Here is a 25,624-nt window from a genome sequence, read left to right as displayed (position 1 = left end):
GTCACTTCTGGCCGGAACCTGGCTCGGTCATTTTGCGGTGTTGGCCAGCCAGCATGCCGGCGGGTGTGATGTTCGCCATCGCGCTCATCAGCTTGTTCTTCCAGCCGGCGATGACATCGCCCTCCCCGTCCATCATGGCGTCGAACCCGACGCGGGCTACGAATGCGGGGTCGTCCTTTTTGCCTTGCGCCACCGCGGTATCCGCCATCTCGGCTCGATCGAAGAATTCGGTGTCGGTCGCGCCAGGCATTAGACAGGTGACGGTGACGCCGGAGTCCTTCAGTTCCTCACGCAGGGCGAAGGAGAAGCTGTCGATGAAGGCCTTCGTTCCGTTGTAGACCGCCTGGAACGAGCCCGGCGTGAAGCCCGCGATCGAGCCGGTGATCAGGATACGACCTTCCCCACGAATCCGCATCTCGCGCCCGATCCTGTGGATGAGGTAGATCGTGCCTGTGATGTTGGTATCGACGACCTTTCGGGCCGCTTCGAAATCCTGATCCAGGAAGGCGTGGCCAAGGCCCTGCCCGGCATTGGCGAGCAGGCAATCGACCGGGCGATTCAGCCCCCCAATAGTTTCGCAAAGGCGGTCCACACCGTCGGTAAGCGCGAGATCGACCTTGAGCGGAGTGACTTCGACGCCTGTGCTCCGAAGCTCGTGCGCCGCCTGCTCGATTTCTGGCAGGTCCGCTGCGACGACGAGATCCATATCGTGCTCGGCACAACATCTCGCGAGTTCGAAGCCAATTCCCGACGAGGCTCCGGTGACGACAGCAAGCGGGCGTTGCGGCATGACAGGCACCCCTTTGCGCTTTCTCAACATCGGCTTGGCCGGGCCGGATACCGGGAGAGTTGATCTTCCAACCTCAGGCAATCTGCTCCGATGCGGAACAAGGACGCTCAGTCAGCACCATTCTCCGTTGGACGCCTCGCACAGGTGAGGCTGCGAACCTGCCGAGGCGTCCATGGAGAGGCCGGATGGCGGCCGCTCTTGTCGTTAACCCGAAAGCGGCACATCAGGTTGCGAGCTAAAGCGTACCAAGCCGTCGCGCTTCAGGAGCAGCCGTTCCAGCGAGCCCTCCCGCGTCCTGGGACGAAGATGAAGTCACGCGGGCGCGACTACATAGCTTCTGTATGACTACTCGACCGTTTGGCGGTGACCGCTGACGGAACTTCGAACAAGCAACGTAGGTTAATTGCCGGACCGGCTTATCCTGACACAACGGACGCAATGCCTACGTACCGATTTCGTTTATCGCTTCCGCCAGATCCTGAGCCCCAGGAATTCAAGGACGGCGATGAAGCATGGCGGACGGCTGTCATCCTGATGGGAGAGACGGTCCGTGATCACGACGGACGTTTGAAGCCCAGACAAACATTGTCCGTCGAAGTCGTCGGCGAAGGAGAGCGACCGGTTCTGTCGCGTTCGCTAGAAGCGACTCATCGCGAATGACGTCCCCTGTTGACTTGCTCATTGCCAAACTGGAACAACGGGATCGACTTTCTGCTGACGAAAAGGAAACGCTGGCAGGAAGCATCGCCAGGCTAAGGCGCGTTGCCACTGATGACGACATTGTTCGAGAGGCCGATCGTCCTCGGGAATCTAGTCTCCTCGTGGAAGGTTTTGCCGCCCGGTACAAGATCTTGCCCAGCGGACGACGGCAGATCACGGCTATTCATGTGCCGGGCGACTTCGTCGACTTGCACAGTTTCCTGCTGAAGACGATGGATCACGGCGTAATGGCGTTGACCGCGTGCGAGCTGGCACTGGTTCCGCATGCGACGCTTCTCCGGATCACCGAAGAGAAGCCGCACCTAGCGAGATTGTTGTGGCTGGGCACGCTGATCGACGCCGCGATTCATCGTGAGTGGCTGACCATGATGGGCCGAAGCTCGGCCACCGCGCACATGGCCCATCTCATCTGCGAGTTGTTCTGCCGCCTTCAGCTGGTCGGATTGACCGATGGATGGTCCTTCCGTTGTCCGCTGACGCAGGAGGAGCTTGGCGATACGCTTGGGCTCTCGACGGTTCACGTGAACCGGGTGCTGAAGGAACTTCGCGAGCGGAAGCTCGTAAGCTGGCAGAACGGCATCGTGACGATCGCCAATTGGCAAGGTCTGCAGGATCTCGGCGAGTTCTCCGAACTCTACCTCAATCTTATTCGGGAACCGCGTTAGACGTCGGCTATTGCAGGTTCTCGGCCTTGAACGTGAGCTTCAGCAAGGTTTGGCGGGTCTCATCGGTCACATGCATCTGCCATTCCGAACCATCCCAGACATTGCGGGGTGAATGCCGTAGAATCTCGCCGGCTGTCTGGATCGCTTCAGCCCGGGCGGCTTCGATATCGCGAAGTTCGGTCCCCTCGTCATCGATCGTGAATGAATGGTCGACGACATGAAAAAAATAGCGCGGCATCTACACTCCCCCGGCGGGAGCACGATGTCTCTCAGTCACCGGCGCCTATTGATCACGGTGATGAGCAAATCATAGGGCAAAAGGACCAAAAAAAAAGAGTTCGGAAAAGCCAATGATAATCGGACGACGTGCTCCATGTTAATGGAAGAACCAGATGCAGTTTAGCGCGGTCGCTGATCACGATCTGTAAAGTCATCTGATCGACCGAGGCATAGCGCTCCCCGGCTGGGAGAGGCTATGTCGCTGCATTTATCGCTGATTTATCCATTGATCCGTAAGCTCGAGAGCATCTTCAATCTCTCGCCGGAAGAATACGACGCGCTCGCATCTTTGCCGCTTGTGGCACGCACAATCAGGGGCGACCAGGACATTGCTCGCGATCATGATCGACCGTCGCAATGCTGCATCCTGCTCGACGGCCTTCTCTATCGCTACAAGCTTCTCGGCGAGGGCAAGCGGCAGATCTTCTCGTTCCACATAGCCGGCGATATCCCGGATCTGCAGAGCCTTCACCTGCAGGTCATGGATCACAACATCGGGACGGTCGTGCAGAGCAGCGTGGCATTCGTGCCCCACGGAACGATGAACCGCCTGATCGACGAACATCCCCGGATTCGAAATGCGCTGTGGCGCGACACCTTGATCGACGCGGCCATCTTCAGGGAATGGATGGCCGGTTTGGGACGTCGCGACGCGTACGGCCGGATCGCTCATTTCCTTTGCGAGCTTTTCGTCCGCTACAGTGCGGTGGGCTTGTCCAACGGCCATAAGATCGAACTGCCGATCACCCAGGAAAAGCTCGGCGATGCGCTCGGTCTCTCGACCGTTCATATCAACCGCACCCTGCAGACCTTGAGAGCGGATGGCCTGATCCGTTGGGACAGAGGCCACCTGAACATCACCGATTGGAACGGCCTGAAGCGCGCAGCTACCTTCGACGACACCTATCTGCACCTGATATAAACTGAGCTGGCAGGCTTGACGCCTCTGCCAATTACTTCAGCGTTCGCTTGAGAACGACGCAGCCGCAGACTCGATACCCGCCCGTATCCTCCAGATTCTCGACGGACACGCTGGAGACGTTCAGAGCGCGATGCGCTCTGATGTCTTCCGCAATTTCAGAGGGTGAAAGGCCGTAAGCCGCTCCGGCGCGGATTATCTGGTTCACGATCGCTATCGCAGCTAAATCGTGGCACGTCAGTTCATGGTGAATTGTTATTTCGCCGCCCATGGCGCAACTCCATACCAACGAGACGCGCCCCACGGCCCTCGCGGACCGGAGCCCTCTTCTCGTGCAAAAGTCGTTGCGAAAAGCTTCGTCATTGGATTCGTCTCCTCTCTCCAGCCAATCGAGAAATCCGGGCACGCAATCAAAGGTTCACCCGCCGTGCGCTCGGTTCGCTACCGCTCATGACCGGAACAGAGATAGGGACTGGGGATGGTAAGAACCCGTGAGCGCGGCCGTTCAAAGAAACTGCCCTAGAGCTAGGAGCCTTCCATTCAACGCTCGTGGACGGACCGGCTCCCCGCGTTGAAGAGCTGAGAGCTTTTGACCGGCCTCATGTCCGTTAGCGTTTCGCCTCGGCGATGCGCGAAGGCCTCTGATTGAAGCTCACCATCGCCCAAGGCCCGGGTCACAACGGCCTTCAGTCCAGCCTACTCGAGGCGGCCAGGCGACATCGCATCACCCTGGCTGCTTCGAGTTGCGTTCACTGCAAGCCTTCAGCCAGTTATCGCGCTCGCCGCCGCTCAGCTTCAAATAGTCGGCCTGCTGCGTGCAGATCTTGGCCTGCTGTTCTTCCGGCACCTTGCCCGGTCCCGGAGGTGTTCCGGCAATCCCGGTAAGACACGCCATCATCCACTGCTTCTTCTGTTCATTGTCTTGGAGGTTCATCTCTTCCACTTGGGTCGTACAACTCCACATCGCCTCCTCCTGCGGAGCAGCCTTCTGGCGAGGGCTGGTGTCGCCCTCCTGAGCCATCGCCGCGCCCGCCAGACAAACGAACAGTGCGGATATAAGGACGTTCATGGGATAGCCTATTCAAAAGGTAACGAAGCACGCGACGCGCCCGATCGATGATCGACGCGGGCGTTCTTCCCCGGAAACCGTCAGAACGCCGGAAAAGTCCCGCCAGCTGCAAAATCGGTCCGGTAACGGACAGGTCGAACCTCATTGGCTTCTGTGAATTGAGAAGCAGGAGGACAGCACATGATCATTCGCATCCTAGCCATCGCAGCGGGACTCACCGTCAACACGGCCGCCTTCGCTCAGCAGACCGAAACGCCGCCCGGCAACGTCTCGCCGCCGGCGAATTGCGCGGCGAATACGGACTGCAAGGCAGCCAGGCCGGACACGACACAGAGCACTTCCGACAGGAACGAAGCGGGCCGTGCCGCGACCGGGACTGCTCCCACCAGCGGTAGCCGGGCCGACGGTGGCGGTTCCTATCGCGATCCATCTTCGATCCATAGCGGCGCGGGCACGAATTCGCAGTGAGGTGCAGGCCTTGCTGAACGGTGGGAATTTCACATGATCAAGCTTCTGATTTGGGCGATCGTCATCATTTTCGTTATCGGTCTGCTGGTCGTAACCGGCGTTCTGAAACTTCTCATTCCGGGTTGATGATGCACGAGCGCCCTGCCCGTCCCGAACAGCTCCGCGGAGCGATCGACGCCGGCCAGACGGCCGGCAAGGTTGCCTTTCCCGATCCGGCGGCCGTGCCACTTGGCGCCGACGACGAAGCGGCCGGAACGCCTCCGCCCGAACCGGCCGTTCGGCTGGCCATGAAGGGAGAGATACGCCAGCCACGGCAACCTCAATCGGAAGGGAGCGAACCGCCGTTCTGGCCAGGCGCGCTGTACGTGATCATCGGCAGCCTGAGTTTGGCGGCACTGATCGGTTGGCTCCTGCTCTAACCCGCCGTTTCCGTCACCCGAGAACACCAAATGCTGCGCTCACCCATAAAGCAGTCGGGGTCGCCACGCTGCTTCACGGGCAACTTGACCTCTCGATCATCGATCGAGTTCGGCGGTCCCGGTGCTTCGCCTTTCCAACACGCGATTGCAGACGGCTCCGTTTCCTTCCCGACCGTTTTCGGCAACGGCCTCAAGGGGCCACCGGGAGGCGGTCCCGATGAGCAGCCGAAATCATTACCATTGATGATGCGCCGCGTGACTGAGAGCGGAATCGTACCATGGCGAACCTCCAAATGTTCCTTGCGTTGGGTCGGGCTGGGTGAACGGAGGAAATGGGTGCGATGCGAGCCCTGGTTTGGCACGGCAAGGAAGACATTCGCTGCGACACGGTTTCAGACCCGGAGATCGAAGACGCGCGCGACGCCATCATCAAGGTGACGAGTTGCGCCATCTGCGGCTCAGACCTCCACCTCTTTCACAATCTCGTTCCGGCTATGCTGCCCGGCGACATCATGGGTCACGAGAGCATGGGCGAGGTGGTCGAGGTGGGCTCCGGCGCCAGGCACACCCTCAAGAAGGGCGACCGCGTCGTCATTCCTTTCACCATCACCTGTGGCGAATGCGAACAATGCCGCCGCCAGAATTTCTCGGTCTGCGAGCGGAGCAATCGCAAGAAGTTTTTGGCCGACAAAGTCTTCGGCCACGCGACTGCGGGCCTGTTCGGCTATTCGCACCTCACCGGCGGCTATCCCGGCGGGCAGGCGGAATATCTTCGCGTGCCCTTTGCCGATTCAACGCATGTAAAGGTGCCGGACGGCATTCCCGACGATAAGCTGCTCTTCCTCAGCGACATCCTTCCGACCGGGTGGCAGGCCGCCGTTCAATGCGACATCCAGCCCCGCGACACCGTCGCGATCTGGGGTTGCGGGCCCGTCGGCCAGATGGCGATCCGCAGCGCTATCCTGCTCGGCGCCGAACAGGTCGTCGCCATCGATTGCCTGCCGGAGCGACTGTCTATGGCCGAGGCAGCGGGCGCGACCACGATCGACTTCCTGAATGAGAGCGTGATCGAGAGGCTCAACGAGATCACCGGCGGCAAGGGCCCCGAGAAATGCATCGATGCGATCGGCACCGAGAGCCATGTCACGCTCTCCCAGCCAGATACCGTGCTTGATCGCGCCAAGCAGATGATGCTCCTCGAGAACGACCGGCCTCATGCGCTGCGCGAGATGATCTATGTCTGCCGTCCGGCAGGGGTGATCTCGATCGTGGGCGTCTACACAGGTCTCGTCGACAAGCTGCCGATGGGCATGGCCATGAACAAGGGCCTCACCTTCCGGATGGCCCAGACGCACGTCGCTCGTTGGACGGATGACCTTCTCCGTCTCATCGAGGACGACGAGATCGATCCGTCCTTCGTCATCACTCACAAGGCCGATCTCGCGGATGGGCCTGAGATGTACAGGACGTTCCGCGACAAGCAGGACAGCTGCATCAAAGTAGTCCTGAACCCCTGAGGTAAAGCATGAACGCGCTCGCCAATCTGTCGTCGCACATCGCCCGCTCGCCGGGAGATCCGAAGATCGTTCGATCCGGGCCAAGTTCGCTCTCCGGAGCCGATAGGCTCGCCCGCGCTCTTGGCTGGTTCAGCATCGGCCTGGGTATCGTGGAAGTCATTGCCCCCGGCGCCATCACCCGCACCCTCGGACTTCAAGGCAAGGAGAGCTTGGTAAGGGCCTATGGAGTGCGGGAGATCGCCTCCGCGATACCCACGCTTTCCTTCGACAAGCAGGTTGGTTTGGTGAGCCGGGTCGCAGGTGACTTGCTGGACGTCGCTACGCTGGCCCCTGCGCTGCGCCCCGAAAATCCGAAGCGGGACAATGCTGCCATTGCAATGGCCTTGATAGCCGGGATCACCCTGCTCGACATCGCCGCGGTCACGGCCGTTTCAGCGACGCACAGCGCCGGCAAAGGCCGCAGGCGGGACTACAGCGACAGAAGCGGCTTCCCCAAGGGCAAGGAAGCATCACGCGGCCTGGCGAGGGAGTCCTTCCAAACGCCGCGGGATATGCGAGCAGATCTGGCCCCTCGTCCCCGGCTTGAAGCGATTGAAGGCTGACGGCCGATCGCGTCGACTCGCCCTACGACGGGCACTCCGCGCCCGTCTCGATCCAGGCGCCGATGAGAGCGCTGAACTCCTCCTGCGTGCCGGGTGCCGGCCTGCGCCCTTCGCCGGGATGCCATGCCCAGCCGACCAGGTGATCCTCGATCGTATGCCGGTGTATCTGCGTCAGACTGCGATTGCCGTTCCGCGTCGGATCTTTCAGCTGCCGGCAGATATAGCCGAGCGTCTGCTTCTGCCAGCCCATGCTGACCGGCGCGAGCGACCAATGGGCATTACCGGGAACCGAGCCAACGCGGCTGCCTGGGATGGCTGGCGAATTCTCAGCACGGTGGCATGCACTGCACATCAGGCCGTCGGGGCCGATGCCAGGACCCGCGCCGCCTCCCGCGTTCATCAGCGGCACGTGCGGATGCATGCTGTCGCCCTGCGTCGGCTGGCGGTTCATCGGATGGCAGTTAATGCAGCGAGGGTCGGTGATGACCTTTGCCGCCTCAACGAAAAGCGCGCGTGAGCGGGTGCCGGCGTCTGCGATCGACTGGAACTCCGAAACGCTCTTGAGCCGGCGTGCGGGGTCGGGCGTGCCTTGCGACGTATCGGCGATGCCGCTGCTACCGAGGCTGAAAGTTGCGAGCCCGACGCCGAGCGAGGCGACCGCGAGGACGAGAACCTTGAGAAGACGAACGTTCATGGTCAGGCTCCCCTCAGCGCGCTGCCGTCTATCGGCAGATCGCGGAGCCGCTTGCCGGTGGCGGCGAAGATCGCGTTCGCCAGCGCCGGCGCGACCAGCGGCGTGCCGAGCTCGCCGACACCTCCAGGCGATTCCGTGCTCGGCACGAGATGGACCTCGATCGGCGGGCATTCGTTGATGCGCAGCACCGGCGAGTCATCGAAATTGCCCTCGACGATGGCTCCGTTTTTCATCGTGAGGCGGCCGTACAGAACGGCGCTGAGCCCATAGATGAGCCCGCTTTCGATCTGCTGTTCGAGCACCGTCGGATTGATCGCGATACCGCAATCGGCGGCGCAGACCAGGCGCTCGACCTTCAGAGCGCCGTTCCTATCGACATGGATCTGGGCGACGAGCGCCGCGAAGCTGCCGAAATCCGGCAACACGGCAACGCCAAGCGCCCGGCCGCGATCGAGCGGCGTTCCCCATCCGGCGCGCTCTGCGGCGAGGTTGAGCACCGCCAGCAGGCGCGGATTTCCCGCGAGGAGCTGGCGGCGATAGTCGACGGGATCGCGGCCAGCGAGATGCGCGGCCTCATCGATGCCGCCCTCGATGGCTGGCGCATTGCGATTGGGACCGACGCCACGCCAATTACCTGTCAGCATGCCCTCGGGCGCCTCGTGGCGCACATATTCGACGCGTTTGTTGGCGATGGCGTATGGGCTCTCGGCGCCGCCAGTGATGTCAAAGTCGACGCCGTCTTTGAAGAAGATCGGCAGGAACCGCGCCATGATGGCCGGCCCGACGATGCGGTGCCGCCACGACACCGGCATTCCGTCCGCGCCGAGCTTCACGCTGAGGCGGCTGAGATTGAGATAGCGGTAGCTGTCGTGGCGGATGTCCTCCTCGCGGCTCCAGACCACCTGAACCGGCCCCTGAACATGCTGCGCCACCCGCGTCGCCATGGTGATGCCGTCGATATCGAGACGGCGGCCGAAACCACCGCCTATGAGATGGTTGTGAACCATGACCTTCTCGACCGGCAGACCAAGCACCTCCGCGGCGGTTTTCCGCGCGCGGCCCGCCGCCTGCGTGCCGACCCAGACGTCGCAGGAATCCGGCCGGGCATGAACCGTGCAGTTCATCGGCTCCATCGTCGTGTGGGCGAGGATCGGCATGCGATAGACGACGTCGAAGCCCTTGGCGCCGGTCGCCTCGGCGGCGGTGACATCGCCGCTGTTGTGGGCGACCACGGCCTCGCCGGCCACCGCCGCTTCGATCCGCCGCTCGAGTTCCTCGCTGTTGAGGTCGCCGTTCGGTCCCGGATCCCAGGTGATCTTGAGCGCGGCTAAGCCCTTGCGGGCCGCGCCCGTATGATCGGCGACAACCGCCACGGCATCGCTCAGCTTCACGATCTGGCGTACGCCTTTGATGCGCAGGGCCTCGCTGTCGTCGACGTCCTTCAGCGTCCCGCCGAAGGCCGGCGAGATCGCGATCGCCGCGAACTTCACGCCGGCCGGATGCGCGTCGAGACCGAATTTGGCGGTGCCATTGACCTTGGCGGGCGTGTCGACGCGCGGCACGTCCTTGCCGATGAGCTTGAACTCCGACGCGGGCTTGAGCGCCACATTTTCCGGCACCGGCAGCCCGGCAGCCTTCGCGGCAAGCGCCCCATAGGCGAGCCGCCTACCGCTTTCGGCATGCACCACATTGCCGGACTCGGCGCGGCAGGAGGCCTCTGGAACGCTCCATTCACGGGCAGCGGCCGATACCAGCATGGTCCGCGCCGTCGCTCCGGCGCGCCGCATCGGCTCCCAGAAGCCACGGATGGTGACGGAGCCGCCGGTGAGCTGGTCGCCCAGAACGGGATGCGCATAGCGCAAGGGATCGGCCGGCGCGGCGACGACCTGAACCTGGTCGAGCGGAACTTCCAGCTCCTCGGCCACGAGCGTCGCGATGCCGGTATAGACGCCCTGCCCCATCTCGGCGGATGGAACCACGACTTCGATCTTTCCAGAGGGTGGAATGCGGATGAATGGGTTCGGCGCGAAACTGTCCTGGCTCTGAGCCGCGGCCGGCTGGATGATCCGGGAGCCGATCAGAAGGCTGCCGCCGGCGAGCGTCGCCGAGATCAGGAAGGAACGACGGGAGATTTCGCCGGAGAGTGCGGTCTGGACGATGCCCATGATCAGCCCTCCCTGCTGGACGCGAGCTTGATGGCGGAGCGAATGCGCGGATAGGTGCCGCAGCGGCAGATATTCCCCGCCATCACGGAATCGATGTCTTCGTCCGTCGGCTTCGAGTTCAACGCCAGCAAGGCTGCCGCGGACATGATCTGGCCCGACTGGCAATAGCCGCACTGGACGACTTCCTCCTCGAGCCAGGCTTTCTGGACGCGGGCACCGAGCTCGGCGTCGCCGAGAGCCTCGATTGTGGTGATATCGAAGTTGGCCGCATCTTCGACGGGAGTGATGCAAGAACGAACGGCCTGGCCGCTCAGATGAACGGTGCAGGCGCCGCACATCGCGATGCCGCAACCGAATTTGGTGCCGGTGAGTCCGATGACGTCGCGCACCACCCAGAGCAGGGGAATGTCACCGTCAACATCGACCGAGTAGGATTTTCCGTTGACGTTCAGCGCATAAGGCATCGGCGTCCTCCATGGCATTTTGTCGATGCTAGCTCCGCCAACCTCCCCTATTCAAGAACGATTCCAATAAACTTGCTTCTTTACATGGCCGTGACTTAACTCGCTCCGATATATGGGATCTTTATCGGGCCTCCGCTTGATGCCCCGGCCCGATCATCCTGTCTGCTCTTTCTTTCGCCCGCGGCAACAGGCCCGAACTGTCACTTGTTCGCTGTCCTCGCGGCTTGTACGGTGCGGCTTCGCATAACCCGCCAATTCACAGCCCCCATATGACAATTCGCGCCAATCTTCTCGACACCATCGGCAATACGCCGCTCATCCGGCTCAACCGCCTCTCCGACGAGACGGGGTGCGAAATCCTCGGTAAGGCCGAGTTCATGAATCCAGGCCAGTCGGTGAAGGACCGGGCGGCTCTCTTCATCATCAAGGATGCGATGGCGCGGGGCACGCTGAAACCCGGCGGCACCGTGGTGGAAGGCACGGCTGGCAATACCGGCATCGGCCTGGCGCTCGTCGGCAACGCGCTGGGTCTCAGGACGGTCATCGTCATCCCTGATACCCAGAGCCAGGAGAAGAAGGACATGCTGCGGCTGGCGGGCGCTGAGCTCGTCGAGGTGCCGGCCGTGCCCTATTCCAACCCGAACAATTACGTGAAGGTCTCGGGTCGCCTCGCGGAGAAACTCGCAACGACCGAGCCGAACGGTGCCGTCTGGGCCAACCAGTTCGACAATGTCGCCAACCGGCAGGCGCATATCGAGACGACCGGTCCGGAGATCTGGGAGCAGACCGGCGGCAGGATCGACGGCTTCGTCGCCGCGGTCGGGACCGGCGGAACGCTGGCGGGCGTCGGCATCGCGCTGAAGAAGCACAATCCGAGCATCAAGATCGCGCTGGCCGATCCGCACGGGGCCGCGCTCTATTCCTATTACACCTCCGGCGAGCTGAAGGCCGAGGGATCGTCCATCACCGAAGGGATCGGCCAGGGCCGCATCACCGAGAACCTCGTCGGAGCACCGATCGACCTTGCCTATCGCATTGACGACGCCGAGGCGGTGAAGATCGTGTTCGATCTCCTGGAGCACGAAGGCCTGTGCCTTGGCGGTTCGTCCGGCATCAATGTCGCAGGCGCGGTACGACTTGCGCGCGAGCTCGGGCGGGGTAGCACGATTGCAACAGTGCTCTGCGATTATGGTACCCGGTATCAATCTAAGCTTTTCGAACCGTCCTTCCTGCGCGAAAAGGGCCTCCCCGTTCCGGAATGGCTCGAACAGCCCGCCCGGATCCGGGCATCGGACGTCTTGGTCTGATGCAGCTTCGAACGCTCTGTGCGTGGCCGGCGACTAATCGTCGGCAACCAAACGCGATACTCGGCGTTAAAGGTTGGGTGTGTAGGTGTTGCTTGTCGACCTCGTATTAGTCGCCGCAGGGGAAGGAACGAAACGTGGATCTGTTGCCTCTTCATCTTTCGATCGCGTTTTTCGTTCTTACGGTCGCGGGCTGGGCCGCGCTTTGCGGTCATCTTTACTTCAAGCGTCGCCGTTCGCTCGAAGCCGGTATCGCAGCCCTCCGCGCCGAACTGGACGCGGCTGTTTCCGAGCCGATGCAGCAGGCTGCCTGAGCGGTCTCGCATCCAGACGCAAACGGCGCCTTCCGGCGCCGTTTTCGATTCGTGAGCCCCGTCAGATCCGCCAATAGGGATCGGTGTCGTAGTGTTCGTGGAGCGCACGCTCCGCGTTGCGGTCCGGTCCGCTTTCACCTTCGGAATTCAGCACCGGCGCGCCCTGTAGCTGGCCCTTCGTGATGTCCAGCACATAGGCATTGAGGTTCGGATCGTAGTCGAGCTTGGTCCACGGCATCGTGTAATAGCGCTCGCCCACGCCGAGCAGGCCGCCGAAGCTCATCACGGCATAGGCGACCTTGCCGCTGATCTTGTCGATCATCAGCCGCTCGATCTTGCCGATCTTCTCGCCGTCCGGCCTGCGAATGGTCGAGCCCTGCACGCGGTCACTCGCGATGAGCGGGTTTCCGGCCGCGCGAATCTTGGTCTGGGTATCAGAATCCATCTGATGGTCCTCCCGCTTGTACGGGATGAACACTCCCCTCCGAGGGTGGGTTCCGTCAGGCGGGCGCGGGAAGCGGCTCGGAGCGGGTTTCCGCAGACGTCAGACGCTGCACGTTCGCCACCGCATGGCCGATAACGGCCAGCGCTCCGAACTGATGGGCGAGCGCGAGCGAAATCGGCACAACCTCGAGCAAGGTCCAGATGCCGAGCACTGCCTGGCCAAGCACCATGCCGAACAGGACTTTCGCCGACTTCTCCGCTTCGGTGCCCCGCGCCTGGAATGCATGGAACGCGGCGACGGCGAACAGGAGATAGGCCGTCATGCGGTGCATGAACTGGGCCGTCATCGTGTTCTCGAACAGATTGCGCCACACCGGATCCATGAACAGCAGGCCGTCGACCGGCGGGATGAAACGGCCATCCATCAGGGGCCACGAATTGTAGGTCAGCCCCGCATCGAGCCCGGCGACGATGGCGCCGAGGAACACCTGGACGAAAGCGATGACGAGAACGATCCAGGCACCGGTGCGGACCGAGCGCGGGACGGATCTCGTCGCATGCTCCCGTAGGCTGCCCGCAATCCAGATCAGGGCCGCGAACAGAAGAAATGCGAAGGTCAGGTGGACCGCGAGCCGATAGGGCGCGACGGACACGCGTCCCGCCAGACCGGAGGCGACCATCCACCAGCCGATTGCGCCCTGAAAGCCACCGAGCACGAACAGCAGAGTGAGGCGCGGCGCGAGCGTCCGGTTCAGGTATCCGCGCCACCAGAAGAAGACGAGCGGCAGGAGGAAGACGAAGCCGATGACGCGGCCGAGTAGCCGATGGCTCCACTCCCACCAGAAGATCGTCTTGAACTCATCGAGGCTCATGCCTCTGTTGACCCGCTGGTACTGCGGAATCTCGCGATATTTCGCGAACTCCGCCTCCCACGCCTCGTTCGACAGCGGAGGCAACGCACCGGTGACCGGCTTCCACTCGGTGATCGAGAGGCCCGATTCGGTAAGGCGCGTCGCACCGCCGACCATTACCATCACTGCGACCATGGCAGCGACGATGTAGAGCCAGACGCGGACGGGTCGCATGGATTTGGCGGCGGCCGCCATGAGCTTGCATTCCTTGAGAGTTCGCCGGAGAGATAGGTCCCTCGCCTTTCGACCGCAACGCGACCTGTCGCCCCGCGCCATTTGGAGTAATCGTGCAGATCCGCACCCGCAAATTCATCGGCACCGTGCTGATGATCATCCTTGTGCTCAGCTGGGCGCTGTTCTTCATGGCCGTTGCACAGGGACGTGTGGCGCAGGCGGGCGCTATCGTGCAGTTCGTCTATTACGTCGTGGCGGGCGTCGGCTGGGTGATCCCGGCCGGACTCATCATCAAATGGATGTCGAGACCGGACTAGGCGACGTCGAGCCTGCGGAACCTGTTCTGCAGCGCGAACGGCAGGCCGGAGGCGAAGAGTTCGAGATAACGCCGTTCCTGGTAATTGCCGTTCAGCGAGATGCGCGGCAGCGCCGTGGGATAAGTGCCGTGCTCGGGAAAAAGCACGCCCTTCCGCGTGGTCAGCCCGCTGGCAAAGCCCAGTTCCCTGGCGATACGAAACTCGCGCGGGCCAGCCGAGGTCGGGTCGCCGACGGGATAGGCGAGGTGTCGGGGGGTGACGCCAAGTTCTTCCGTGATGCGGCGTTGCGAGGTCGTCAGTTCATCACGCACGTCCTGTTCGGTGGCCTTTGCGAGCATCGGATGGGAGACGGTGTGATTGCCGATCTCGACCAGAGGATCGGCCGCGACCGCGCGCAGTTCGCTCCAGTCCATGCAGACTTCGCGGGTTAGCGACAAGCCGTCGAAGCCGGAATCCTGTGCCATCCGGCTGATGATCGCGCGCATGGTCTTTTCGTCCGCGATGCTCCTGAGATGCCAGTAGATTCGATTCCACACGGCATTCTTCTCGGCGTCGCTCACGAGCGCGATCTGTTCCGGGCCGCCGCCGAAGTCGTAGGCCAATGACGAGCGGCGACGGAGTGTCTCTTCGAGGACCAGCCACCATAGCTCGGCTGTGCCATCGGCAAAGCCCGAGGCGATGAACATGGTGCAAGGCGCATCGTGCTTCCGCAGGACGGGCAATGCGTGATCGCGGACATCGCGGGCTCCGTCGTCGAAGGTGAAGACAGCGAAGCGGCGCTGGTCTTTCTCCTGAAGACGCTGAAGGGCGTCGCCGAGCGTGACCACGTCGTAGCCGGCCTCTTTCATCGCGACGATCGCAGTGTCGAGAAACTCCGGTGTGATCTCCAGGATACCGTTGGGATCGAAACGCTTCTCCCGCGCTGGGCGCACGTGGTGCAGCGTGAAGATCAGACCTGAACCGCGTGTGAGACGCGCAAGCAATCTCGTGATCCCGAGCGCACCCGCCGCATCAATGGCGTTCAATCCCAGTCGAAGAAGGCCTGTGCGCAGATCCACCGCGCCGCTCAGGCGGACAGAACGGACGAGGCCCGCGCCGGGGCATCGGGCGTGAGCAGCACGACGACATCGCTGATACCGCTGGCGAGCAGCGACGTATGCGCCATCGCGGTCGCTTCGTTCGCGCCTGTCGGGGCGACGAGAATGGCGGCGTCGGTTTTCTTGGCGAGTTCGATCATGCCACGGCTGGTGTCAGGCGACGGCGCGAGGACGACGACGAAGTCATAGGTGAGGCCGAGAGCATCGAAGACGACGCCGATGCGCTGGATGGCCGGCACGGTCAGCGCGCCTGAAGCCCCATGAGCGATGATATGCGCGGCCGAGGCGCGATCGCGCTGGATCGCTTCCCCGAAAGAAACATCGCCGTTGACGAGTTCGGCAATTCCGCCGGCCCTCGGCGAGGCGACCGTATCCGAGATGACGTCGGTGTCCGCAGCATCGATCAGCACGACCTTCCGGCCGGCTGCGGCAAGCGAACGGGTCAGTGACAGCGCGATCGTGCCGGCGTCAACACCGCCAGTCGCCCCAACGGTGAGGATGTTCAGGGCGCCCTCGCCCTTCGGCATCGCAGCGAGATGGTTCGCCAGATCTCCGAGCAGACGAAGATCGGCTGCCTCGACTTCCATCTGAGGCGAAAGCGGCGTTGCAGCCGAAGTTTGCAGGCGGCCGAACACCGGTAGTTCCGTCGTCGCCGCCGAAGCAGATGGCGCTTCCGGCGCGGTTACATTCGGCACCGTGACATTCGGCACGCGAGAGATGACGACTGGCGGGGGTTCGGGCTCGGCTTCCTTGCGCCGGAACCGACCGGTCGCGCCCGCGAGTGCGCCGCCGAGCGACCAACGGGCACGCGACGGTTCGACCACTGGGCTGGGTTCGGCGACCGGCGTGGGAACGGGCACGCGGACTTCCGGCGTCGGTGGAGTGCGCAGGAATTCCGCCACTGCAACCGCGATGCTCAGCAGTACGAACGTGGCGACTGCAGCCAGCGCCACGATCGGTATGGGCTTTGGGTAATAGGGCGTGTTGGAGGCCGCCGCACGCGAGATAATGCGGGCATCCGCAGGCGTCGCTTCGATGCGCTCGCGTGCGGCCGCGTCGCGGTAGCGGGCGAGAAACTGTTCCAGAAGATCCCGCTGAGCCTTGGCATCGCGTTCGAGCGCGCGGAGCTGGACTTCCTGTTCGTTGGACGAGCCGGTGACCTTGCGCTGATCGACGACCGCAGATTCGATGGAGGCCACGCGCGCGGCGGCGACATCGGCCTCGTTCTCGTAGGCACGGGCGAGCTTACCGGCTTCTTCCTTCATCTGCTGATCGAGCGATTCGATCTGGGCGTTCAGTTCCTTCATGCGCGGATGCGCAGGGAGATAAGTCCGGCTTTCACGCGCGATCGTGGAGGCAAGCGCGACGCGTTGCTCGGCAAGGCGCCCGATCAGGCCGGAATTGGCAAGATCGAGCGATTCCATCGGCTTGCCGCTCTTCAACGCATCGCGAATGGTCTGCGCCTTGGCGCGGGCATCGGCCTGCTGCGAACGGACTCGCGACATCTCCGCGGAGAGATCGCTGAGCTGCTGGCTGGTCAAACTGACATTGTTCGCACCACCGCCCATGAAGAGATTCGAGTTGGCGCGAAAAGCCTCGACCTTGGCTTCTGCCTCGGACACACGGCGGCTGAGCTGGTCGATTTCCGTGGCCAACCAGGCGGATGCCTGGCGCGTGCTCTCCTGCTTCGCGGTCTGCTGCATCTGCAGATAGCGTTCGGCGACGGTGTTCGCGACCTTGGCCGCCAGATCGGGATTCTCCGACGAGAACTCCGTGACGACGACACGGGAGCGTGCGACGGCGTAGACGCCGAGCTTCTTGAAATAGGAATCGAGCACACGCTCTTCGGTACTCATCTTGCCGGGATCGCGGATCACGCCGAACAATGACAGCACCCTGTTGACCGGCGAAGGACTGCCGCCGTCCGGATTGAATTCCGGAAGGTCGGCGAGACCGAGATCCCGCACGACGTCACGAGCCAGATCGCGCGACATCAGGAGCTGAACCTGACTCGTCACCGCAAGCTCGTCGGCCTCGACGGCCGCGTTCTGGGCCTGTTCGGTGCTCGGCCGCGTATAGGCGTTTTCACTCGTCTCGATGAGCAGACTCGCTTCAGACTTATAGAGAGGGGTGAGCTTGCCGGTGAGGAACAGCGCAGCGGCCGCGACGAGAAGCGTCGGGCCGATGATCAGTACCTTCTTTGCCCATATGGCGCGGCCGAGCGCGCCGAGATCGATGTCGCTCGGTGGCTGATCGCTGGGCGGTACGCTGAAACTGTTGGCGCCCGGCATGGCGCTCCCCTGCTCGAATGACCCAGCCTGTTGTCGCGGCTTATGGTTTCGAACGGGTTAACCCCGGGAAGAACCAAGGGTTTGTTAACCATAACGGGGCTAACTCGGCATCAGAGAAAAGCTACTGAAAGCCTGTCATGCCGCGTTTCCGCTGGGCCGTCATTCCGCTCCTCCTCGTCACCATTGGATTCATAGCGGGCTGCGCGCCAAAACCGCGCGGAGCAGAGCTCGCGATCGCGATGGTGGACACGCCCTATCTGCTCGGCAGCGGCGATAAGTTGAGAATCACCGTTCTCAACCAGGCGAATCTCAGTGCGACCTACCAAGTCGATCCGAGCGGGTTGATCACCATGCCGCTGCTCGGCCCGGTCGAAGCAAGTGGACGCTCGCCTTTCGAGTTGAAGGGCGCGATCGAGGCTAGGCTTCGGAAAGACTACCTTCGAGAGCCGAATGTCTCTGTTGAGATCGAGAGTTACCGGCCATTCTTCATCCTCGGTGAAGTGACGGCGGCAGGACAATATCCATTCGTCGCGGGCATGACCGCCGAGCAGGCAGTGGCGATTGCAGGCGGCTACTCACCGCGTGCCTACCGCAAGCAGGTCGAACTCAGCCGTCGCGACCAGACCGGCGTCACAAGCATGACAGTGCCGATGACGACATTGATCCGGCCGGGTGACACCGTCACCGTCAAGGAACGCTGGTTTTGACGCAGCACGCGACCGATCGGCCGCTCAGGATCGTTCACGTCTTCCGCTCGCCCGTCGGCGGGCTTTTTCGCCATGTGCTCGACGTTGCACGCGGCCAGGCCGAACTCGGCCACCATGTCGGCATCCTCTGTGATGCGAGCACGGGCGGCGAGCGGGCTGCAACGGCCTTGGAGGAACTCAAACCGCGTCTCGATCTTGGCCTGAGACGCATCGCGATGGGCCGCAATCCGGGCCTCTCCGATCTTGCCGCGACGCGCGCGGTTCGCGTTTTCGTCGAAGAGGCGAAGCCCGACATCGTGCACGGACACGGCTCTAAGGGCGGTGCCTATGCCCGGGTACCCAGATTGATCGACCGGAACTGGCCCGCGACGGTCTACACGCCGCATGGCGGCAGCTTCCACTACACGACCAAATCCGTCAGCGCCCGTGCCTATATGGCTGCTGAAACCATGTTGGCGCGCTCGACCGATATCTTCCTCATCGAAAGCGACTATATCGCCCGGCTGGCGAGGCCAGTGATCGGCGAGAAGGCGTCCCAGCGCATACGGGTCGTCCGCAATGGTGTCAGCACCGCCGAATTCAAGCCGGTGCCGCTCGAACAAGACGCTGGCGACCTGCTCTACATCGGCGAATTGCGCGTGCTGAAGGGGATCGACGTCTTGCTGCGGGCCGTGGCGCAGATCGCGGCCGGCGGCCGGGAACTGTCCCTTCTGATCGTCGGAGCGGGGCCGGACGAGCGGCAATTACATGACCTCGTTGCCGAACTCGGACTTGGAAACCAGGTCCGCTTCTCCCCTCCCCAGCCGATCCGGGAGGCTCTCGGCCAGGCCGGCCTGATGATCGTGCCGTCGCGCGCGGAAAGCCTGCCTTACGTCGTCATCGAAGCAACCGCCGCCGCGCATCCACTCGTCGCAACCAATGTCGGCGGCATTCCCGAAATCTTCGGACCGTTCGCGGATCGGCTCGTCCCGCCTGATGACAGCGAAGCGCTCGCCGACGCGATCGAGCAGCTTCTGTCGATGCCCGCCCCGGAAAAGACCGAGCAGGCGGAAGCATTGGCTGGCTATGTCCGCGAGAATTTCTCGATCTCGGAAATGGTCGCCGGAGTACTATCCGGATACCGCGAGGCCCTGACCTACAGGACCTGAGAATAAGCGTTTAATTGTCCCTATTAAGCCTTCTTCCACCCCTCTTGGCGATGATGCCCCGTCCCGAACCGCGTCTGGGTCTGTGCAGGTCTGTCATGAGTATTGCCGACATCGAAAGAAGAAACGCTGGGCGAAACCGTTCCGTGGCGCCATCCGCGCAGACTTTCGAAACCGGCAAGCCGACGGCCCTGTCGCCTCTGGCCGAAATGATCGCCAGCACTCCGGTTCCGGCAACCTATTCCCCCATCATCATCACCGGCCTCGTCAGGTTCGGCGAGGCGATCGGCCTGTTTCTGGTCGGCGTGGTTGCCCTTTCGCTGTTCTCCGGTTCAAGCGAATGGTTCTGGCTCGAGGCGCTGCTGCTTCCCGCCGTGACGATCACCGCCATCGTCCTGTTCGAGGCCGCGCATCTCTATTCGGTGCCGATGTTCCGCAACCTGAGCGCTCAGGCCATTCGACTCGCCTGCGCATGGACGGTCGCGGTCGCCGCGCCCTGGGTTCTCTTCGCCGCGCTCGGCTATACGACGCCCGGACCGAGCTGGATGCTGGCCTGGTGGTCCTGCGGTGTCATCGCGCTTATCGCCGGGCGAGGAATCGTCTGCGCCGTGGTGCGGCACTGGACGGCCGCGGGACGGCTCAAGCGGCGCACGGCGATCGTCGGCGGCGGCCCGGCCGCCGAGAACCTGATCAACGCCATCCAGGCTGATACGATGAGCGACGTCGACATTTGCGGCGTGTTCGACGACCGCACCGACGAACGCTCGCCGGACACTGTCGCCGGCCTGCCGAAGCTCGGCACCGTCAATAATCTCGTCGAATTCGCGCGCCGCACACGGCTCGATCTCGTGATATTCACCCTGCCGATCACGGCCGAGGGGCGCATCCTCGAAATGCTCAAGAAGCTGTCGATTCTGCCGATCGACATCCGGCTGTCGGCGCATACCAACAAGCTGCAATTCAGGCCGCGCTCTTATTCCTATCTCGGCTCGATTCCGGTCATCGACATCTTCGACCGCCCGATCGCCGACTGGGACGTGGTGATCAAGGCGATGTTCGACCGTGTCGTCGGCGCGATCGCGCTGATCTGCCTGTCCCCGGTGATGCTGGCGACCGCGGTCGCGATCAAGCTGGATTCACGCGGCCCGATCTTCTTCCGGCAGAAGCGCTACGGCTTCAACAACGAGCTGATCGAGGTCTTCAAGTTCCGCTCGATGTATACCGAGCATACTGACCCGACCGCGTCGAGGCTCGTCCAGGTCAACGATCCGCGCGTCACCCGCATCGGCCATTTCATCCGCCGCACCAGCATCGACGAGCTGCCACAGCTTCTGAACGTCGTGTGGAAAGGCAATCTCTCGCTCGTCGGCCCCCGTCCGCACGCGATCCACGCCAAGGCGGAAGACCGTCTCTACGACGAGGCCGTCGACGGCTATTTCGCGCGCCATCGCGTGAAGCCCGGCATCACCGGCTGGGCGCAGATCTGCGGCTGGCGCGGAGAGACCGACACGCAGGAGAAGATCCAGCAGCGCGTCGAGCACGATCTCTATTACATTGAGAACTGGTCGGTCCTGTTCGACATCAAGATCCTGCTGAAGACGCCGCTGTCGCTGCTGAACTCAAAGAGCGCCTATTGAGCGCAACGCACGCAACCGGCATCGCCGCGCCGCGACTGGCGGTCTCGCGGGAAGGCCTTGCCCGGTTCATGCTCTGGCTGTTCGTCTTCAGCGGCAGCTTCGTTCTGATCGAGCCTTCGCCCTATGAGGCGATGTTCATTCCAACGCTTCTCTTTTTCATGCTGGCCGGGCTGAGGCTGCACGCCACGGCCATGCCTCTCGTCATCCTGCTCGTCCTGTTCAATATCGGCGGGGCAATGGCCGCGACGCGCGTGCTGCAATATGAGGGCACGGTCGAATATGTGTTGATCTCGGCCTTCATGCTCGGCAACGCCGTTTTCTACGCGGCGCTGCTGACCGAGCACACGCTCGAACGGTTCGCGATCATCAAGACCGCCTATATCGCCACAGCGATGGTCGCCGCCGTCTTTGGAATAGTGGGTTATTTCAATGTCGCCGGCACGAGCGAGCTTCTGACGCTTTACAGCCGCGCCAAAGCCTTCTTCAAGGACCCCAATGTCTATTCGCCATTCCTGGTCCTGCCCCTCGTCCTGATGCTGCAGGACATGCTGCTCGGGCGCGCCCGGACGATCATGATCCTGTCGCTGCCCTACATGATCACGCTGATCGGCCTCTTTCTCAGCTTCTCGCGCGCGGCCTGGACGCACGTCGTCCTGTCGAGCGCGCTCGCGGTGCTCTTCCTGCTGATCTTCTCGAACTCGGCGCGGCTTCGGCTTCGAGTGATGGTCGTCAGCATCGCCGGGGGTGTGTCGGTGGCGCTCGGCCTCGTCGCCCTGCTCAGCATTCCCGCCATCAGCAAGGTCTTCGAGATCCGCGCCAGTCTCGAGCAGGACTACGACGTCTCGGATAGCGGCCGCTTCGCCAACCAGGCGCGCGGCCTCGCCTATATCATGGACAACCCGCTCGGGATCGGCCCGCACGCGTTCGCACGCATCTTCGAGGCCGACCCGCACAATGTCTTCATGAACGCGTTTTTCTCGTATGGCTGGCTCGGCGGCTTCAGCTACGCGGCGACGATCGTGCTGACCTGGGCGGTCGGCTACAAGGCGTTGTTCAAGCCGAGCCCATACCGGCTGCCGTTCGGCGCAGTGCTGGCGACGTTCACCGTGCTATCGCTGCAGGGCTTCATCATCGACACCGACCACTGGCGTCACTTCTTCCTGCTGCTCGGCCTCACCTGGGGCTTCATCGCCGCCGTCAGCAAATACCAGCAGCAGTCCGGATCCTATTTCCGGACCACCGCATAGGCGTAAGCGGACAGCCGGCCGAAATTGGTGCGGCGGGCAAGATTACTGACCAGAGCGTCGATCTCGCGCACGACCGGAATATTGATGAAATACTCGTGCCCGTAGAACGGCATCACCGCGACATCGCGATAGCCGATGTCACGCAGCATCGGCTCGACCAGACCCGGCGCGCCATAGCAATGGTCATAGAAGGCGGGGAATTTCGGATCCTCGTCTGCAGTGCGGTGCTTGTAGAGCAGGTTGACAATGGCCGAGGACACGCTCTCGGGGATGAACTTGTTCACGACAAAGGGCGGGCAATAGAGCGTCGGGTAGAAGGCGATGGCGACGCCACCGGGAGCGAGCAGCTGGTAAAGATTGGTCCAGGCCTGCTCGACGTCCTTCACGTGTTCGAAGACCATCCGGGAATAAGCGAGATCGTAGGCGCCCTTGGCGATGCCGGTCGAGCTGATGTCGCCGGAGACATCGAAACAGGCCGTGCCGAAATTGGCCTTCATGTTCTCGAGTTCGACCGACGAGATGTCGTTGATCGTCACCTGAAAGCCGTGCTCGGCAGCCTCTTCAGGAGAAAACGACGGATCGCGGCCGCCGCCGATTTCGAGCAGGCGCGTCAGGCCGTAGGCCTTGGCCAAAGCCACGATGGTCGGCTTGTAGCCGTCCCAGCACCAGTCGCCATAAGGACGGTATCCGGACGCCTCGATGACGCTGCGAAGAGAGGAATTCGCGCTAACCTCAGGGTGCGCGACATCATCGGCAACGTCGAATTTTGAAACAGCGGACACGAACGCCTCCCGAATATTCGCCGAAAATTCTATCGATCGACGGGAGTTTACAAGTTCAACGCTGAAACACTGTTAATCTCGAGGAAAAATCATTCCGACTGAAGGTTTCTGCGGATCAGTCGCCAGCCTATCGCGCCCACGGCGAGATAAGCGATCGCCGCCAGCCCGAGCCTGACCGCAGTCGGGAGAAGGTCGGGTAAGGAGGGGATCAGATTGGGCAGGCGGGCCATTTGCGGCTCAAGCCCGACTAAGACGGCCGCCATCGCGAAGGAGGCGGCAATCGATAGCAGAAGAACCCGGACGAGCCTCTGGTCGGCTGCGAACATCCCGCGCCTTGCGAGCAGGATCGCGAGAAGGATCGCATTGATCCACGCGCCGACCGACGTCGCGAGCGCAAGGCCCGCACTCGCGAGGTGTCCCATCAAAACGATCTTCAGAAGCACGTTGATGGTGATCGAGATCGCCAGCACCTTGACCGGCGTCGCGGTGTCGCCGCGCGCGTGGAATGCGGGCGTCAGGGCACGCAGCGCGACCACCGCGGTGAGACCAATCGCGTAGGCTTCGAGCGCGCGAGCGGAACCCGCGACCGCATTCGCATCGAACGCCCCTCGCCCGAACAGCACCGCCATCACCGGTTCGGCCGCCAGCAGGAAGACGACCACGCATGGAAGGGTCAGGGCGACGATGCCTTCCAGCGCCCGGTTGAGTCCACGCCGGGCGCCCTCCTCGTCTCCCGCCGCGACGCGGCGCGACAGCGCCGGCAGCAGCACGACGCCGACGGCGATGCCGATGACCGCAAGCGGGAGCTGGTAGAGCCGGTCGGCGTAATAGAGATAGGACACCGAGCCCGACGGCAGGAAGCTGGCGATGATAGTGTCGGCGAACATCGCGATCTGTACGCCGGCCGAGCCGATCGTCGCCGGCCCGAACGCCTTCAGGAATTTCCGCATGTCCTCAGTCATCGAGGGGCGGACGAAGCCGAGCGTCTGGCCCGTCCGGCGCAGATCGAGCATGACCCAGAGGAGCTGGCCGAAACCGGACAAAGTCACGCCCCAGGCGAGCGCATGGGCCGCGGTCGGGAAATACGGCGTCAGGAACAGCGCGCCGATCATGAAGATGTTCAGCAGGATCGGCGACGCCGCGGCGGCGGCAAACCGTTCATGGGCATTGAGCATGCCGGAGACGAGCGTCGCGACGGCGATCAGCGCGAGATAGGGAAAGGTGATCCGCGTGAGATCGATCGTCGTCGAAAACTGGGCGGGATCGTCGACGAAACCCGGGGCAAGCAGCCGAACGAGTAGTGGCATCGCCGCGAATGCGAGCGCCATCAGGATGAGCTGGACGATCAAGGTCAGCGTCAGGATCGCACCGGCGAAACGTTTCGCTTCCTCGGCGCCGCGTTCGGTCAGCACAGCCGAGTAACGGGGCACGAACGCGGCGTTGTAGGCACCCTCGGCGAAGATCGCGCGGAAATGGTTCGGCAGCCGGAACGCGACCATGAACGCGTCGGACAGCGGGCCCGCGCCGAGCAACGGAGCCATCGCGACGTCACGGATGAAGCCGAACAGGCGCGAGACGAGGGTCAGCCCGCCAACGGACGCAATGCTGCGCCACATCGCCATCAGCCTTTGGATTGTCCACTGGACACCGAGGCCTTCAGCTCGGCGAGATCCTTCCGGATTTCCCGCAGGACGTCGCCAAGGTCATGGTCGAGCTCGCGGCGCAGTTCGGCATCGCGCTCTTCCTCTTCCTCGGCCACCGCGGCCCGGACGCCGCTCTGCATGGAATCGACGATGACGGCGACGACGAGATTGAGCACCGCGAAGGTCGCGATCAACACGAAGGGTACGAAGAACAACCAGGCAAAACGATGCTGCTCCGCGACATCGCGCATGATGTCCGCCCAGCCTTCCAGGGTGAGGATCTGGAACAGGGTTAGCAGCGAGCGGCCGAGATCGCCGAACCATTCGGGATGCGTCGCGCCGAACAGCTTGGTGGCGATCACGGCGCCCACGTACAGAACCAGCGCCAGAAGCGCCGCCACCGAGCCCATCGCCGGCATGGCGCGCAGGAGCGCGTCCACCACGGACCGAAGCGCCGGCATTGCCGAGACGAGGCGCAGCACCCGCATGACACGCAGGGCGCGGAGCGCGGATAGGCTGCCCGTCGCGGGCAAAAGAGCGATGCCGATCACTGCGAGATCGAACACCGACCAGGGATCGCGAAAGAAGCGCGAACCGAATGCAAACAGGCGAGCCGCGATCTCTACGACGAAGACCATGAGGATCGCGTGGTCGAGCGCATAGAGCACGGGCCCTATCGCCGCCATGACCGGCGGGATCGTCTCCAGGCCGAAAATGACCGCGTTCACCAGGATCAGCGCGATGATCCCGGTCTGGGCCGGCGATGATTCCAGGAAGTCTGCGAGGCGGGTGCGGAACGAGACAGGCGTGGTTTGAGCGCGCGCCATTGTGCCCCCGTGA

General features: G+C 62.8%; 28 protein-coding genes. 15 read left to right on the top strand and 13 right to left on the bottom strand.

Translation table 11 applies throughout. The annotated features are described in order from the left end of the window. Position 1: 1 nt before the first annotated feature. Complete coding sequence (locus ACFPFW_RS08370; RefSeq protein ID WP_114958557.1) at positions 2–790, bottom strand: SDR family NAD(P)-dependent oxidoreductase; 789 nt, start codon at positions 788–790, stop codon at positions 2–4. 438 nt (positions 791–1,228) lie between these two features. On the opposite strand from ACFPFW_RS08370, the gene ACFPFW_RS08365 reads away from it, so the two are divergent. After that, the gene (locus tag ACFPFW_RS08365) at positions 1,229–1,450 is read left to right on the top strand and encodes a DUF6894 family protein (protein WP_379771437.1); all 222 of its coding nucleotides are present in this window, start codon (positions 1,229–1,231) and stop codon (positions 1,448–1,450) included. Then, on the top strand, positions 1,447–2,175 hold the full coding sequence (locus ACFPFW_RS08360; RefSeq protein ID WP_114958556.1) for a Crp/Fnr family transcriptional regulator: 729 nt from the start codon (positions 1,447–1,449) through the stop codon (positions 2,173–2,175). Before ACFPFW_RS08365 ends, ACFPFW_RS08360 begins: the two co-directional genes overlap by 4 nt. 7 nt (positions 2,176–2,182) lie before the next feature. Here the strand turns inward: ACFPFW_RS08360 and ACFPFW_RS08355 are convergent, their stop codons facing one another. Next, the gene (locus ACFPFW_RS08355; protein ID WP_114958555.1) at positions 2,183–2,413 is read right to left on the bottom strand and encodes a DUF6894 family protein; all 231 of its coding nucleotides are present in this window, start codon (positions 2,411–2,413) and stop codon (positions 2,183–2,185) included. 237 nt (positions 2,414–2,650) lie between these two features. Between ACFPFW_RS08355 and ACFPFW_RS08350 the strand changes: the two genes are divergently transcribed. Further along, positions 2,651–3,376 carry a Crp/Fnr family transcriptional regulator gene (locus tag ACFPFW_RS08350; RefSeq protein WP_114958554.1) on the top strand — a complete coding sequence of 242 codons (726 nt, stop codon included), beginning with the start codon at positions 2,651–2,653 and terminating at the stop codon, positions 3,374–3,376. 721 nt (positions 3,377–4,097) lie between these two features. Here ACFPFW_RS08350 and ACFPFW_RS08345 read toward each other — a convergent pair. Further along, a complete protein-coding gene (locus ACFPFW_RS08345; protein ID WP_114958552.1) occupies positions 4,098–4,442 on the bottom strand; it encodes a hypothetical protein in 345 nt (114 codons plus the stop codon). Positions 4,443–4,622: 180 nt separating this feature from the next. Between ACFPFW_RS08345 and ACFPFW_RS08340 the strand changes: the two genes are divergently transcribed. From ACFPFW_RS08340 to ACFPFW_RS08325, 5 genes are all read left to right on the top strand, one after another. Then, positions 4,623–4,910 carry a hypothetical protein gene (locus tag ACFPFW_RS08340; RefSeq protein ID WP_114958551.1) on the top strand — a complete coding sequence of 96 codons (288 nt, stop codon included), beginning with the start codon at positions 4,623–4,625 and terminating at the stop codon, positions 4,908–4,910. 33 nt (positions 4,911–4,943) lie between these two features. Then, the gene (locus tag ACFPFW_RS18590) at positions 4,944–5,036 is read left to right on the top strand and encodes a small membrane protein YohP (RefSeq protein ID WP_465254244.1); all 93 of its coding nucleotides are present in this window, start codon (positions 4,944–4,946) and stop codon (positions 5,034–5,036) included. Next, positions 5,036–5,329: a hypothetical protein gene (locus tag ACFPFW_RS08335; protein WP_114958550.1), complete on the top strand. Its 294-nt coding sequence runs from the start codon at positions 5,036–5,038 to the stop codon at positions 5,327–5,329. Before ACFPFW_RS18590 ends, ACFPFW_RS08335 begins: the two co-directional genes overlap by 1 nt. Positions 5,330–5,670: 341 nt before the next feature. Next, positions 5,671–6,846: a zinc-dependent alcohol dehydrogenase gene (locus tag ACFPFW_RS08330; protein ID WP_114958575.1), complete on the top strand. Its 1,176-nt coding sequence runs from the start codon at positions 5,671–5,673 to the stop codon at positions 6,844–6,846. A gap of 8 nt (positions 6,847–6,854) precedes the next feature. Further along, positions 6,855–7,448, top strand: coding sequence for a hypothetical protein (locus tag ACFPFW_RS08325; protein WP_114958549.1), 594 nt, complete (start codon positions 6,855–6,857; stop codon positions 7,446–7,448). Positions 7,449–7,470: 22 nt separating this feature from the next. Here ACFPFW_RS08325 and ACFPFW_RS08320 read toward each other — a convergent pair whose 3' ends face one another. Genes ACFPFW_RS08320 through ACFPFW_RS08310 form a run of 3 tightly spaced genes read right to left on the bottom strand, consistent with a single transcriptional unit; the run spans position 7,471 to position 10,771 of the window. Then, complete coding sequence (locus tag ACFPFW_RS08320) at positions 7,471–8,142, bottom strand: Isoquinoline 1-oxidoreductase subunit (protein WP_114958548.1); 672 nt, start codon at positions 8,140–8,142, stop codon at positions 7,471–7,473. A 2-nt stretch (positions 8,143–8,144) separates the two neighbouring features. Beyond that, positions 8,145–10,307 carry a xanthine dehydrogenase family protein molybdopterin-binding subunit gene (locus ACFPFW_RS08315; RefSeq protein WP_114958547.1) on the bottom strand — a complete coding sequence of 721 codons (2,163 nt, stop codon included), beginning with the start codon at positions 10,305–10,307 and terminating at the stop codon, positions 8,145–8,147. 2 nt (positions 10,308–10,309) lie between these two features. After that, entirely contained in the window at positions 10,310–10,771 is a 462-nt protein-coding gene (locus ACFPFW_RS08310; RefSeq protein ID WP_114958546.1) for a (2Fe-2S)-binding protein, read from the bottom strand. Between the two features lie 269 nt (positions 10,772–11,040). Between ACFPFW_RS08310 and ACFPFW_RS08305 the strand changes: the two genes are divergently transcribed. Then, positions 11,041–12,078 (top strand): cysteine synthase A, encoded by a 1,038-nt coding sequence (locus ACFPFW_RS08305; RefSeq protein ID WP_114958545.1) that lies wholly within the window; start codon positions 11,041–11,043, stop codon positions 12,076–12,078. A gap of 134 nt (positions 12,079–12,212) precedes the next feature. Further along, a complete protein-coding gene (locus tag ACFPFW_RS08300) occupies positions 12,213–12,389 on the top strand; it encodes a hypothetical protein (protein ID WP_162799794.1) in 177 nt (58 codons plus the stop codon). Between the two features lie 61 nt (positions 12,390–12,450). Here ACFPFW_RS08300 and ACFPFW_RS08295 read toward each other — a convergent pair whose 3' ends face one another. Beyond that, complete coding sequence (locus ACFPFW_RS08295; RefSeq protein WP_114958544.1) at positions 12,451–12,834, bottom strand: PRC-barrel domain-containing protein; 384 nt, start codon at positions 12,832–12,834, stop codon at positions 12,451–12,453. Between the two features lie 55 nt (positions 12,835–12,889). Then, positions 12,890–13,939, bottom strand: coding sequence for a COX15/CtaA family protein (locus ACFPFW_RS08290; RefSeq protein ID WP_114958543.1), 1,050 nt, complete (start codon positions 13,937–13,939; stop codon positions 12,890–12,892). 92 nt (positions 13,940–14,031) lie between these two features. On the opposite strand from ACFPFW_RS08290, the gene ACFPFW_RS08285 reads away from it, so the two are divergent. Further along, a complete protein-coding gene (locus tag ACFPFW_RS08285) occupies positions 14,032–14,235 on the top strand; it encodes a DUF2842 domain-containing protein (protein WP_114958542.1) in 204 nt (67 codons plus the stop codon). On the opposite strand, the gene ACFPFW_RS08280 is transcribed toward ACFPFW_RS08285, so the two are convergent. Both ACFPFW_RS08280 and ACFPFW_RS08275 read right to left on the bottom strand, forming a co-directional pair. Beyond that, positions 14,232–15,293, bottom strand: a complete 1,062-nt coding sequence (locus ACFPFW_RS08280) for a polysaccharide deacetylase family protein (protein ID WP_114958541.1) — start codon at positions 15,291–15,293, stop codon at positions 14,232–14,234. The genes ACFPFW_RS08285 and ACFPFW_RS08280 overlap by 4 nt on opposite strands. A gap of 8 nt (positions 15,294–15,301) precedes the next feature. Continuing rightward, entirely contained in the window at positions 15,302–17,623 is a 2,322-nt protein-coding gene (locus ACFPFW_RS08275; RefSeq protein ID WP_114958540.1) for a GumC family protein, read from the bottom strand. Between the two features lie 137 nt (positions 17,624–17,760). On the opposite strand from ACFPFW_RS08275, the gene ACFPFW_RS08270 reads away from it, so the two are divergent. From ACFPFW_RS08270 to ACFPFW_RS08255, 4 genes are all read left to right on the top strand, one after another. After that, positions 17,761–18,330, top strand: coding sequence for a polysaccharide biosynthesis/export family protein (locus tag ACFPFW_RS08270; protein ID WP_114958539.1), 570 nt, complete (start codon positions 17,761–17,763; stop codon positions 18,328–18,330). Further along, positions 18,327–19,478, top strand: a complete 1,152-nt coding sequence (locus tag ACFPFW_RS08265; RefSeq protein WP_114958538.1) for a glycosyltransferase family 4 protein — start codon at positions 18,327–18,329, stop codon at positions 19,476–19,478. The genes ACFPFW_RS08270 and ACFPFW_RS08265 overlap by 4 nt, the downstream gene beginning before the upstream one ends. Positions 19,479–19,573: 95 nt before the next feature. Beyond that, entirely contained in the window at positions 19,574–21,112 is a 1,539-nt protein-coding gene (locus ACFPFW_RS08260; RefSeq protein ID WP_114958537.1) for an undecaprenyl-phosphate glucose phosphotransferase, read from the top strand. Then, entirely contained in the window at positions 21,109–22,359 is a 1,251-nt protein-coding gene (locus ACFPFW_RS08255; RefSeq protein WP_114958536.1) for an O-antigen ligase family protein, read from the top strand. The genes ACFPFW_RS08260 and ACFPFW_RS08255 overlap by 4 nt, the downstream gene beginning before the upstream one ends. Here the strand turns inward: ACFPFW_RS08255 and ACFPFW_RS08250 are convergent. The 3 genes from ACFPFW_RS08250 to ACFPFW_RS08240 all read right to left on the bottom strand — a co-directional run bounded on the left by ACFPFW_RS08250 (position 22,338) and on the right by ACFPFW_RS08240 (position 25,611). Next, complete coding sequence (locus ACFPFW_RS08250) at positions 22,338–23,141, bottom strand: class I SAM-dependent methyltransferase (protein ID WP_162799793.1); 804 nt, start codon at positions 23,139–23,141, stop codon at positions 22,338–22,340. The two genes, ACFPFW_RS08255 and ACFPFW_RS08250, sit on opposite strands and share 22 nt — an antisense overlap. An 89-nt stretch (positions 23,142–23,230) precedes the next feature. Further along, positions 23,231–24,757 (bottom strand): murein biosynthesis integral membrane protein MurJ, encoded by a 1,527-nt coding sequence (gene murJ, locus ACFPFW_RS08245; RefSeq protein ID WP_114958574.1) that lies wholly within the window; start codon positions 24,755–24,757, stop codon positions 23,231–23,233. Between the two features lie 5 nt (positions 24,758–24,762). After that, positions 24,763–25,611, bottom strand: a complete 849-nt coding sequence (locus ACFPFW_RS08240) for an ion transporter (protein ID WP_114958534.1) — start codon at positions 25,609–25,611, stop codon at positions 24,763–24,765. Between the last annotated feature and the right edge of the window lie 13 nt (positions 25,612–25,624).

It is taken from the genome of Flaviflagellibacter deserti (genome assembly GCF_042652085.1).
Classification (GTDB): Bacteria; Pseudomonadota; Alphaproteobacteria; order Rhizobiales; family Methylopilaceae; genus Flaviflagellibacter; species Flaviflagellibacter deserti.
The sequence above is the reverse complement of the archived record's forward strand: the minus strand, read 5'-3'. Positions and strand labels throughout refer to the sequence as shown.